9 protein-coding genes and 2 pseudogenes are annotated in these 11,382 nt (G+C 58.4%); 6 read left to right on the top strand and 5 right to left on the bottom strand.

Features of this window, described 5'->3' with window-relative positions; all coding sequences use genetic code 11:
- Positions 1-186, top strand: a 186-nt coding sequence (locus tag FHW75_RS23925; RefSeq protein ID WP_409347975.1) for a thiamine pyrophosphate-dependent enzyme, incomplete at its 5' end; no start/stop codon positions are given.
- A gap of 87 nt (positions 187-273) precedes the next feature.
- On the opposite strand, the gene FHW75_RS23920 is transcribed toward FHW75_RS23925, so the two are convergent.
- A complete protein-coding gene (locus FHW75_RS23920; RefSeq protein ID WP_025754969.1) occupies positions 274-2,814 on the bottom strand; it encodes an HWE histidine kinase domain-containing protein in 2,541 nt (846 codons plus the stop codon).
- Between the two features lie 105 nt (positions 2,815-2,919).
- Positions 2,920-3,099: pseudogene (locus FHW75_RS23915) on the bottom strand (LuxR C-terminal-related transcriptional regulator); the annotation flags it as partial.
- A gap of 127 nt (positions 3,100-3,226) precedes the next feature.
- Between FHW75_RS23915 and FHW75_RS23910 the strand changes: the two are divergent.
- A complete protein-coding gene (locus FHW75_RS23910; RefSeq protein WP_183674790.1) occupies positions 3,227-3,844 on the top strand; it encodes a dTMP kinase in 618 nt (205 codons plus the stop codon).
- 70 nt (positions 3,845-3,914) lie between these two features.
- Here FHW75_RS23910 and FHW75_RS23905 read toward each other — a convergent pair whose 3' ends face one another.
- Entirely contained in the window at positions 3,915-4,355 is a 441-nt protein-coding gene (locus FHW75_RS23905) for an Lrp/AsnC family transcriptional regulator (RefSeq protein ID WP_016714074.1), read from the bottom strand.
- A 142-nt stretch (positions 4,356-4,497) separates the two neighbouring features.
- Here FHW75_RS23905 and FHW75_RS23900 point away from each other — a divergent pair, with 142 nt between their 5' ends.
- Positions 4,498-7,545 (top strand): aminotransferase class III-fold pyridoxal phosphate-dependent enzyme, encoded by a 3,048-nt coding sequence (locus FHW75_RS23900; protein WP_183674787.1) that lies wholly within the window; start codon positions 4,498-4,500, stop codon positions 7,543-7,545.
- A gap of 296 nt (positions 7,546-7,841) precedes the next feature.
- On the opposite strand, the pseudogene FHW75_RS26930 reads toward FHW75_RS23900, so the two are convergent.
- Positions 7,842-7,934 (bottom strand): annotated as a pseudogene (locus tag FHW75_RS26930) (hemerythrin domain-containing protein); the annotation flags it as partial.
- 93 nt (positions 7,935-8,027) lie between these two features.
- Here FHW75_RS26930 and FHW75_RS23895 point away from each other — a divergent pair.
- Positions 8,028-8,465: a YeeE/YedE family protein gene (locus FHW75_RS23895; protein WP_019096376.1), complete on the top strand. Its 438-nt coding sequence runs from the start codon at positions 8,028-8,030 to the stop codon at positions 8,463-8,465.
- Between the two features lies 1 nt (position 8,466).
- On the top strand, positions 8,467-8,892 hold the full coding sequence (locus tag FHW75_RS23890) for a DUF6691 family protein (RefSeq protein WP_016714078.1): 426 nt from the start codon (positions 8,467-8,469) through the stop codon (positions 8,890-8,892).
- A gap of 223 nt (positions 8,893-9,115) precedes the next feature.
- Here FHW75_RS23890 and FHW75_RS23885 read toward each other — a convergent pair whose 3' ends face one another.
- Positions 9,116-10,585, bottom strand: a complete 1,470-nt coding sequence (locus FHW75_RS23885; protein WP_019096377.1) for an amino acid permease — start codon at positions 10,583-10,585, stop codon at positions 9,116-9,118.
- Positions 10,586-10,923: 338 nt separating this feature from the next.
- Between FHW75_RS23885 and FHW75_RS23880 the strand changes: the two genes are divergently transcribed.
- Positions 10,924-11,382, top strand: coding sequence for an Lrp/AsnC family transcriptional regulator (locus tag FHW75_RS23880; RefSeq protein ID WP_027609896.1), 459 nt, complete (start codon positions 10,924-10,926; stop codon positions 11,380-11,382).

The raw sequence follows: 11,382 nt of genomic DNA, 5'->3' as shown, positions 1-11,382 counted from the left end.
TTCGTCAAATACGCCGAAGCCTACGGTGCCAACGGCCACCGCGTGGAAAGCGCCGAAGGCCTGCTGCCGCTGCTGGAGCACTGCATCAAGACCCCGGGCGTGCATGTGATCGACTGCCCGGTCGATTACAGCGAAAACGACCGCATCCTCAACAGCGAGCTGCGTGAGCGCGCGCTGGCGGTGTAACGCTTGACAGGAACGGCGCCACCTCAAGGCTGGCGCCGTTCCCTGGAGCGGCTTGCGCTCCCTCCTTTCGTTCAGGAATCCCTTCTCTCAGCGATCAACCAGGGCCTGCAGACTGGTCAGGATGCTGTTGGCGTCATATGGCTTGCGGGTTACGGGCACGTCTTTCAGATGCGAGGGAATGCTGATGCCGTCGCCATAGCCGGTAGCGAACAGAAACGGAATTTGCCGGCGCTGCAGTTCATCGGCGACGGAAATCGACGTCCCTGTTCCCAGGTTCACATCCAGTATCGCGGCGTCCGGTGTGCGGCTGCTAATCAAGCGCATGGCCTCATCCTCGGAACCGGCGGTCATCACGTTCTTGATCTGTGCATCGTTGAGAATCTGCTCAAGGCCAACCGCGATCACCAACTGGTCTTCAAGGATCAGCACGCACAAGCCTGACCGGGCGGCAAAGGCATCGGCTGCACGGGTAACCGGCGCGGATGTATTCACAGGGTCGGCCGCTTCGGCCACGGACAGGTGTTTTGCAGGGATTCTGAACAACCCTTGCACGCCTTCGGCGTGATATTCCACTGTGCTGGTGCCACCCAGGTCGAATGGGATACTGCGTTCTATCAGCACCGAGCCAAAGCCATTGCGGCTGGGCGGGCGAACCGTTGGCCCGCCGCTTTCGCGCCAGGTAATGCTGCAGCTGTGGGTGGCGTCGATGGCCCAGCTTACGGCAAGTTTGCCGCTCGCCCGCGACAACGCGCCGTATTTGGCAGCATTGGTTGCCAGTTCGTGCAGCACCAAGGCCATGACCGAGTAGGCGCGGGCATCCAGGATAACGTTCGGGCCTTGCAGTTCAATCAATCCGGCGGCGGTGCGGTAGGGTGAAAGCTCTGCCTCCAGCAGCTTGGCCAGTCGCCCGCCACCGTCACCGCGTACCACCTGGTCGTGAGCGAGGGACAGCGCATGGATGCGCCCCTTCAATGTCGCCACGTAGTCCTGCAGTGTCTGGCTCTCCGAGGTCGGGTGGGCAACCAGCGCGCCAATCAACGACAGGATGTTCTTGACCCTGTGGTTGAGCTCTTCATTGAGGATGCGCTGGCGCACTTCTGCCTTCGAACGCTCGCTGGCCAGCAACTCGCTGTTATACAGCACCACCTCGACGATAGCGGTACGGATGGCGTCGCCAAACTGGCGGTCCTGCTCGGTCCAGGGCAGTGACTGCTGGTGAACGGTTTCTTTCCAGATCGCAAAGCTTTTGCGTGGTGTCAGGCGGTCGCCCAGTGCGCCGCTGTCATAGTTCTTGTTCGGGTCCCCGGCCCAGTCGAGTGTCTCGACCACTTCCTTGCGGAAGAAAATCAGGTAATCCCTAGGCTGCTGCGACATCGGTATGATCAGTACGCCAGACACATCGGTAAAGTACGCCTGGGCCGCAGGCAGCACCATCGACAGGCGGTTGGACGCCCAGGTACGGCCAGCGCTGACAATGTCTGCCAGGCGCAGCAGGTCGGGCACCGCCGATGTGGGCGGCGTCAGCCCGGCGGATGACCAGCGGCCTTGCAGCGACATGCCGATGCCGTCGCAGGGGATCAGCGACATAAGCCGGGGCAGGCGCGCACGGAAGAACCCATCGATGTCTGCAGCCCGGTTGGCGTCAAGCAGCATACTGTCCAGCGCTTTGTGAACGTGCACGGCGGCTTCAAGCTTTTGCCGGCTGCGCAGGGTCTCGATATGCAGCGAGAAGAATTCGCCGAACATTTCCGCCGCCACACGTTGCCCCATGGCCAGCGTGCGTGGTGCATAGTGATGGCAGGCGATCATCCCCCACAGCTCTCCATTGACGATGACCGAAATCGACATGGAGGCCCCCACGCCCATGTTGCACAGGTATTCGCAGTGGATCGGCGAGACGCTGCGCAAGTGCGCATAGGAAAGGTCGAGCGGCTCGCCCGAGGGGTCGAGCACCGGGTCGATGGCGACTGTCTTGAACTGGGCATCCGAGATCACCCGGATCGGGTTGCGCAGGTAAAGTGCGCGGGCCTGCTTGGGGATGTCGGAGGCCGGGAAATACTGGCCCATGAAGCTTTCAAGGTCGCTGCGCCTGGCCTCTGCAACCACCTTGCCGGCGCCGTCGGCACCCAATTGGTAGATCATCACCCGGTCGTAACCGAGCACGGCCCGGACAAAGCGGGCAGCATCGCGGAACAGCTTGCTGGTCTGGTCGATGTCGCGCAGTTGGGCGATCAGCGTGCGGGCCAGCTCGATTGGCTCGGCAATGCTCGCGCCAGCGGGCTCGAACTCGAGGATAGCCGTGCCTTTGAACACGTGGGCGGCAACGTCGACAGCCTCGCCGCTGGGCAGCTTCACACCGAAGCTGTGCGCCGGCCGCGAGGCCTCCCGCGTGCGGGCCAGCGCGTTGCGCAGGGTATGCGCCACCTCATCCCCGAGCACCGCATGCAGCTTCTGGCCGTTGATGTCGCTTGCTACGCCCAGCATTTGTGGGGCATTGGCCGAATGACGCAAAACGACGGTGGCCGAGGCATCGCACGCCAGCAGGCAGCCATGGGGCTGGATGCTGCCAGGTATCTGAATAGGCTCGCGGTCGCAGTTGGTCAGGTTTACTTGGGGGTTGAATGTCATGGGCCGTGCCTGTGGAGGATGAGGAGGCTGCCAGCAGGGCCGCCAACGTCAGCCTAGCAGGCATGCCCGCCTTTGGCATAGCGAGGCGAAAAGGGCCGTGCTGGCTCATGACGGGTGTTCCCCTCGATCATCAGCGAACCTCAGCTCACGGATGAACATCGAAAACAGTTCAGGGTGAGACGAGCTATTCAATTTCGCGTACAGGTGGCGCCGGTGCACCTTGATGGTTTCTGGCGAGATGCCCAGCCGTTGCGCCATCGCCTTCGACGAATAGCCGCGCAGGAGGAAAGGACGAGAAGGCCGCATGTGCCGCCTTTTACCTGTGGAGTACAGATGTGCTCTTGTCGATATGCCTTGAAGGCAAACGGCGATCAATGGTCTCATCCGCACCTGAGCCAACTGGTATTGAACGATGATTCGCCCGCTGTTTGTTTCCATCGATGGGCCTAAAGGCACCGGCAAGACCACGCTGCTGGAGGCCGTCACCCAAGCCCTGAGAGTGGACGGGAAAAAGGTGATCCGCCTTTGCGAAAAAAAGAGCGATCCCTACCGGGGCGAAACCATGGCGCTGGTCAACAAGCTCGCCAGAAACCCTTGCCGAGATCTGGAATTAAGGGTGTGCGAGCGCTTCGCTGAAAGCCGCGCCTGGATTTCCCGGCACGTACTGCCCAGGCAGCCAGCCGACAGCATCGTCCTGATTGATCGCTGGTACCCCTCTGACGCCGCGTTTCGCCGCACGGTGCCGTTTGACCAGATCTTGCGATTGAACCTCGACCTAAGCGTGCAAGTGCCAGATTTGCATGTCGGGGTTGTCACTGCCCCTGAAACCTCGTGGGCAAGGGCTACGGCACGCACGCGTGGCCTGGGCAGTACGGTGATATACAACCTGGATGAACAGGTTGCCTGCACCGAGGCTTTCGAGCGGGCGCTCGTAAAGCACGGCTGGGTGTTGTGCCGTAATGAAGGGGCCATCGAAGACGCGACGCGGCAGGTGGTTGGCGAGATTGACCGCGTACTGCTATCGCGTTGAGCGCTCGTGCGCCGCTGTGCAAGCTGGCTTGCCGGCGCAAAGGCCGGCCTGGGCAACCATGCGTGGATGATCAGGCGCCCTGGCGGTCGATATCACGGCGCAGGACAACCGACGTGGTAATGTCATCCACCGATTCGTGACGTGCCACGTTGTCGCGCACCTGATTGAGGTCGTCGATTGTCCGGGTTTCCACCTCAACCACCAGGTCAAGCTGCCCACTCACCGAGGAAACCCGCCGCACGCGTGCGTCCGTTGCCAACTGGTCGAGCAGCCCCATGGCAGGTGTGCGCTGCAAGGTCACCAGCAGTATCGCGCGTATGACATTGGCGTCTATTTCGCCGATATCCGCACGGTATCCTCGAATGATCCCGCTGCGTTCAAGGTTGGCCACACGCTCGGTAGTGGCGCTTCTGGAAAGGCCTATGCGGCCGGCTAATGCCTTCAGCGCAATGCGCGCGTCCTTCGAAAGTACTTCAAGAATCTCACGATCTTTTGCGTCCAGTTCACGCATTGCACCACCTGATAAGCTCGCCGTCATTATGCCGGTCGGTACCGGCATAATGCCTGTCGATCCCGACCGTATGCAGGGTGTCGGTTTCGGCAGTGCGTGACAAGCTATTGAAAAACAATTTGCTCGCTCGGAACGTGATGATATGACAGACCTTTCCCACCCGGCACCTCGGTTTTCGGCAAGCGATGCAGAGGGCCTCGCAAAAGATTTTTTCAATGTCACCGCTACAGCAACCCCCCTGGACGGGGAGCGGGACCGCAATTACCGGTTGGATACGGGCGTCGATGCGGGCTGGATACTGAAAATCGTCAATTCCAGCGAACCCCGGGTAGAAAGCGAGTTTCAAACCGCGCTGCTCGATCATCTGGCCGTGCATGGCGCGCACCTGGGTGTGCCTAACCTTCGCGCCAGTGTGGCGGGTGACTATCTGCCATCCGTGGCCAGCGCCACAGGTGAACAGCATGCCATGCGCCTGGTCAGTTGGTTGGCCGGCACGCCGCTTGCCGAGGCCAAGCGCTCTGTCGCGCTGATGAGCAACTTTGGCCGGGCACTCGGTGAACTTGACCGCGCCCTGCAGGGGTTCATGCACCTTGGTGCCGTACGTGACCTGGACTGGGACTTGCGCCATGCCGCACGCTCCCGTTCGCGCTTGCACCACATCAAAAGCCCCGAGCGTCGGGCCATTGTCGAGCGTTTTATCACCCGGTTCGAACACACTGTACAGCCCCGGCTGGCATCACTCAGGGCGCAGGTGATCCACAATGACGCCAACGACTGGAACATCCTGGTCGATGCCGAAACCACCCGCCATGTGACCGGCTTCATCGACTTTGGCGATGCCGTGCATACCGTGCTGATTGCCGAGGTCGCGATCGCCTGTGCTTACGCCATTCTCGACATGGACGACCCGATCGGCGCTGCCGCAGCGCTGGTGGCCGGATTCCATGAAAAGTACCCATTGCAAGCGCAAGAGCTTGACGTGCTGTTCAACCTGATTGCCATGCGCCTGGTTATCAGCGTAACTTTCTCCGCTTCCCGGCAAGATCAGACAGAAGACAACCCTTACCTGGCGATCAGTGAAGCGCCAGCCTGGCGCCTGCTGGAACAGCTTGATTCGATGAATCCACGGCTGGCCACCGGCATCCTGCGCAAAGCATGCGGTTTCGATGCCATCGAGGGGGCGGGTGCAGTGCGCCGCTGGATCGCCGATAACCACACATCATTTGCCGACCTGGTGCGCCCGTCAGCCGCCGTCCTAAACAAGGTGATCGCGCCATTTGGCGACGCCAGCCACGAGATGACCATCGCCTCAGCCGAGCAGCGGCCTGCCGATGCGACGCGCTGGTGGAATGCGTTCTCTGCCGCGCACAACGTGCCTCTGGCCATCGGGCCATGGGGTGAGTTACGTACCATTTATACGGACAGCGCATTCGAGTCGCGCTTCATCAAGGGGCAGCGCCGCACCTTGCATGTGGGGGTCGATCTGGTGATGCCCGCCGGTACGCCGTTGTACGCGCCGGTCGCTGGCACCGTCAAAAGCGTTGAGGTTGAACCAGACCCGCTGGGCTATGGTGGGCTGGTGATGATCGAGCACAGCCCGTCAGGTTGCCCGCCATTCCTGACCCTGTGGGGGCACCTGGCCCACGAGGCGCTCAGCCGCTTGAAGGCCGGTGACAAGCTCGAAGCCGGCGACCTGGTGGGCTACATGGGCACCGATACTGAAAACGGCGGCTGGATTCCCCACCTGCACCTGCAGATGACCACCGATACCCAGCTGAGCGCGAGTGAGATCATTGGCGTTGGAGAGCCCGAGTACCGCGAAGTGTGGGCTGACCTGTTCCCTGATGCGTCGACCTTGGCCGGCATCCCGCCAGAAACCTACAACCAGCAGGGAATGACCAAGGCCCAGATCATTGCCAAGCGTAAAGAGCTGCTGCTACCGAACTTGTCAATTTCGTACACCGACCCGATCAAGTTCGTGCGCGGCGATGGCGTATGGCTGATCGACAACTTCGGGCGGGCCTACCTGGATTGCTTCAACAACGTGTGCCACTTGGGCCATAGCCATCCCGACGTGGTCGACGCCTTGACCCGCCAGGCTGCACGACTTAACACCAACACCCGTTACCTGCACGACAACATCGTCGAGTACGCCGAGCGGCTGACCGGCACGTTGCCAGAGGGCCTTTGTGTGGCGTCATTCGGCTGCTCGGGCAGTGAAGCCAACAGCCTCATGCTGCGCATGGCGCGCAACTACACCGGTAGCGACCAGGCGATCGTGCTGGACTGGGCTTACCATGGCACCACGCAAGAACTCATCGACCTAAGCCCTTACAAGTACAAGCGCAAAGCCGGCAAGGGCAGGGCGGCGCACGTATACGAGGCGGTGGTTCCAGACAGCTACTACGCGCCCGAGCACTGGCCATTGGAAGAGCACGGCAAGCGGTTTGCCGAGTCGGTGGCAGAGCAGCTGGACGCCATGCGCAAAGCCGGCAAGGGCCCGGGGTTCTTCCTTGCCGAGTCGATCCCCAGCGTGGCGGGGCAGGTGTTCCTGCCCGAGCATTACCTCAAGGAGGTATACGCCATGGTTCGCGCCGAAGGTGGGCTGTGCCTGGCCGATGAGGTGCAGGTCGGGTTTGGCCGCGTCGGTAGCCACTGGTGGGCGTTCGAGACCCAAGGCGTAGTGCCGGATGCTGTCACTATGGGCAAACCGATTGGTAACGGCCACCCGATGTCGGCGGTGGTGACCACGCGCGAGGTTGCCGATGCTTTCAACAACGGCATGGAGTACTTCAATACGTTCGCCGGCAACCCCGTGTCGTGTGCGGTGGGCCTGGCGGTGCTCGATGCAATCGAGCGCGACCAGCTGAAAGAGAATGCCTTGAGCATCGGCAATTACCTGCTTGAGGGTTTGCGCAAACTTCAGCAGCGATTCGATGTGATTGGTGATGTACGCGGGTTGGGCCTGTTCCTCGGCATCGTGTTGGTCACGGACCGCACGTCGAAGGCTCCGGCCACGGCCTTGGCCAGGAAAGTTGCCGATGGCGCCAGAGAACGCGGTGTGTTGATCGGTACCGAAGGCCCGCATGACAACGTGCTGAAAATGCGTCCTTCCATGATTTTCAGCCGGGCCAATGCGGACTTCCTTCTGGAAGTGCTGCAAGACAGCTTCATTGCGGCGCTGAAGTGAGGTGCACCCAGTGAGATTCTGAGAAGTCCGTTCAAGAACGCCCCCAGGCTTTCCTGAGAAAGCATCTGCTTGACTACCAATATTCACTTTGTCGAGCACGGCACCTTCGGGAGGTCCTTGGGTGCTATTGCCTCGCCGCCTTGATGGCGGACGACGAGCAGCGTTGCCTCGAACAGTTCGAACTAGCGCCTGAAGAAGCCCGGGCGACGGTGCCTTGATTCACAGTTCAGTTCTGGTCGATCGCCATCCAGTTAGTGCCATTGTTGTTTTATTTCCAGCCATTGACTGTTTGAAAGCTATTGTTCTGGCGCTGGAAAGAAGATGTTTTCCTCCGACTCCATGTGGTCGTAGTATTTTTCGATGAAGTCATCGACAGTGTCCAAAGACACGATGAGCTGCCTCCGTGCTGGATTTCAAACGCGCTGGCCCAGCGCTAAGATAAAGTTTGCTGTCATCAGGACATCAAGAGTTGGAGCACCGCAATGTTTATTGATGTGAATGCTTTCACACCATGGTCGGCACTCGGAGGGGGGGCGCTGATTGGTCTGGCAGCAGGTCTGTTCGCCATGGGCAACGGACGGGTAGCCGGTATTAGTGGGTTGCTCGCTTCGATGTTGCAGCGTGCAGGGGAGGGGCGTGGTGACAAAGCGGCGTTCTTGCTGGGAATCTTCGCTGCACCGTTGTTGTGGCAGGCGTTCGCGTCGCTTCCTACTGTGCAGTTCACCAGCGCACCTTGGGTGCTGATGGCCGCAGGGCTGCTGGTCGGCCTGGGTACTCGCTACGGTGGCGGCTGCACCAGCGGTCATGGGGTGTGCGGCCTGTCGCGGCTGTCTCCTCGTTCGGCAGTGGCGACGCTGTGTTTCATGGCGACCGGTTTTGTCACTGTGTTCGGCGCTCGGCATCTTTTTACAGGAACGTAACATGACTCGGATCAGTGGCTTCATCGCAGGGGTGCTGTTCGGGATAGGTTTATTGCTGTCCGGAATGGCAAACCCTGCCAAGGTGATTGGCTTCCTCGACCTAGCCGGGCAATGGGACCCCTCGCTGGCGTTGGTCATGGTCGGAGCCATCGGAGCGGCGTTCTTGCCAATGGCCTGGGCACGTCGACACTCGGTGACGCTGCTAGGTGAGACGATGCATTTACCCGCCCGGCGTGACATTGACCGTCGTCTAGTTGGCGGAAGCCTGTTGTTCGGTGTTGGTTGGGGCCTGGCCGGGGTGTGTCCGGGCCCGGCGTTGGTGCTTTTATCGGGTGGCTACTGGCCGGCGTGGCTGTTTGTGGCAGCGATGTTGCTGGGTATGCTGATATTCAATGTGATCGAAGCGGTCACGGCACCAAGTGTTTGATTACTTATGGTGACGTGATCCGTGAACCCAACTCGTCACTCAGATTATCATGCGTTCTTTCATTCGGATGGCAGTGCCCATACATGCCCCCGTTGCTCATCCTGAGAGGGACGGCACCTTCACTCAGGAGGATGGATATGGCTAGAAACGCTCTCTCGTTCGCCAATTGTCCGGTCATGGGAGGTGGGCATGCCTGATCGGGGAGTACCGACCAGGCATTTTATTACTGAGCGGGGGCCTTTTCTGCGCTAAAGCCTTTTGCCTTTTTTGCGTGTGATGTTCTAGACCAGCCGATCATCAAGGCGACAACGATCAGCGGAATAGTGGACAACGTGTAGGTACCGCTCGGGTAGTCGAATGCCATCAGAATCAATACAAAAGCAAGAAAGCCGAGGGTCATCCATGAAGTGAATGGTGCACCAGGCATTCTAAAACTGACCATCTGAACCTCACCGCGTCTAACGGCGCGGCGGTAATAGATTTGAGACAGCACGATGAATGCCCAAGTGGTAATGATCCCAAGAGCGGCCATGTTAAGCAGCAGTTCGAAGATCTGAGCGGGGATCAGGTAGTTCAAGAGAACACCAAACGCGTTGATGACTACGGTAATCAAGATACCTTTATACGGTACACCCTGAGCATTCATTGCGGAAAGCGATTTGGGTGCTGAGCCGCCCATTGACAGCGAGCGAAGAATCCGCCCTGTGGAATACAGGCCCGCGTTGAGACTTGAAAGTGCTGCAGTGAGTACGACAATGTTCATCACTGACCCCATGCCAGGGATACCCAAGGCAGAGAAGAAAGTAACAAACGGGCTCTCATTGGCGCTGTAAGCTGTCCACGGAAGTACCGAGATCAAAAGCACAACGGAGCCGATGTAGAACAAAACGATCCGCCAAATCACGCCATTGATTGCCTTCGGCAGAATATCCTTAGGATTTTCGGTCTCGCCAGCTGCAGTCCCCACAAGCTCAATACTTGAATAAGCGAACAGTACGCCTTGAATGATCAGGACGGCAGGCAGAATTCCATGAGGGAAGATACCTCCATTGTCGCTTATCAGGCTAAGACCTGGTGCATGTCCACCAATAGGGTGACCGGTGCCGAGAACCACGGTACCTACAATAAGGAATGCTACGATTGCACCGACCTTGATAATGGCGAACCAGAACTCCATTTCACCGAACCACTTGACGCCGATCAGGTTCATGACGGTTACAACGGTGAGGGCAATTAGGGCGAACCCCCATTGAGGGAAGTCAGCAAAAACACCCCAGTACTTCATGTAGATGGCAACAGCTGTAATATCTACAATGCCAGTAGTTGCCCAAATCAGGAAGTACATCCAGCCTGCGACGAATGCCGCGCGTTCGCCCATGAACTCCCGTGTGTAGGAAACGAAACTACCTGTGGTCGGGCGGTGCATGATAAGTTCGCCCAACGCTCGGAGGATGAAAAACGCAAAGATGCCACACACAAGATACACTATACCTAGCGACGGCCCGGCTGATTGTAGCCTACTGCCAGCGCCGAGGAAGAGGCCAGTCCCGATTGCTCCTCCTAGAGCGATCATCTGGATATGTCGTCGCTTCAGATTCTTAGAGTATCCGGACTCATGAGAATCTAGCCAGTCGGATTTATTCTTTTTGGCTGAGTCGGCTTGACTCTGCTCATTTTTTTGTGTCATCGCCATAAATTCACCTAAAGCGCACAGGCTTAGTAGTATTTGTTATTGGTATTTCTTTATCTGCATCCTACAGACAGACTTGCATGCAAAGTCTGGTCAGTCCTGACTACAAAAAATACTTTCAGGTGCTAGTTAATGCTGGGGCTAAGTATGGAAAGGCTGCCGCTCCTCGCTGTGAAGGCTTCCCAAAGATCGATTGAAGTTCCGGTTGCTGGGTTGGAGAGGAACTTTGCCTCAAGCGCGTTAACGAAATTAAGTCTATCTCTGCTTGCGTGCATGAGGTTTGCAATTCGTAAGTGCCGAGCGTTATGATGCGCAGGAATCCTGCATAGAGAGGGTGGATAATGACTGATATTCGGCTTGATAGAATGGATACGCGAATTATCTCGGTGCTTCGGAAAGATGGTCGGATCAGCCATCAGCAGATGTCAACTCAAGTCGGACTGTCGCCGTCACAGTGCTTGCGCCGAGTGAAAAGGCTTGAAGAAGTTGGGGTGATCAAGGGATACACAGCGGTAATAGATGAAGGTAAGCTGGGTAACGATGTAAGTGCCTGGATCATCGTGACTTTACACAGAAACAAGCCTGGAGCACGAGAGCGAGTGGCCTTGCTCCTTCAGAACAGACCATGGGTCAGATTGGCGACTGGCATAACGGGTGATGTTGACTTTATGATTCGCGTGGTCGCGCCACGCATGGCAGATTTTACAAAAATCTTGGTTGATGAGCTGAGCTCACACCCTGATATCAGTAGCACTCAATCGTTCATATGCCTGGATGACTTGGTAGGAAGTTTGGTCTGA

Source organism: Pseudomonas sp. OG7 (genome assembly GCF_014192825.1).
Taxonomy (GTDB): domain Bacteria; phylum Pseudomonadota; class Gammaproteobacteria; order Pseudomonadales; family Pseudomonadaceae; genus Aquipseudomonas; species Aquipseudomonas monteilii.
The sequence above is the reverse complement of the archived record's forward strand: the minus strand, read 5'-3'. Positions and strand labels throughout refer to the sequence as shown.

Excerpts from the sequence above, each read along its gene's own strand:
- FHW75_RS23920 (WP_025754969.1), bottom strand. The coding sequence starts at position 2,814 with ATGACATTCAACCCCCAAGTAAACCTGACCAACTGCGACCGCGAGCCT.
- FHW75_RS23910 (WP_183674790.1), top strand. The coding sequence starts at position 3,227 with ATGATTCGCCCGCTGTTTGTTTCCATCGATGGGCCTAAAGGCACCGGC.
- FHW75_RS23905 (WP_016714074.1), bottom strand. The coding sequence starts at position 4,355 with ATGCGTGAACTGGACGCAAAAGATCGTGAGATTCTTGAAGTACTTTCG.
- FHW75_RS23900 (WP_183674787.1), top strand. The coding sequence starts at position 4,498 with ATGACAGACCTTTCCCACCCGGCACCTCGGTTTTCGGCAAGCGATGCA.
- FHW75_RS23895 (WP_019096376.1), top strand. The coding sequence starts at position 8,028 with ATGTTTATTGATGTGAATGCTTTCACACCATGGTCGGCACTCGGAGGG.
- FHW75_RS23890 (WP_016714078.1), top strand. The coding sequence starts at position 8,467 with ATGACTCGGATCAGTGGCTTCATCGCAGGGGTGCTGTTCGGGATAGGT.
- FHW75_RS23885 (WP_019096377.1), bottom strand. The coding sequence starts at position 10,585 with ATGGCGATGACACAAAAAAATGAGCAGAGTCAAGCCGACTCAGCCAAA.
- FHW75_RS23880 (WP_027609896.1), top strand. The coding sequence starts at position 10,924 with ATGACTGATATTCGGCTTGATAGAATGGATACGCGAATTATCTCGGTG.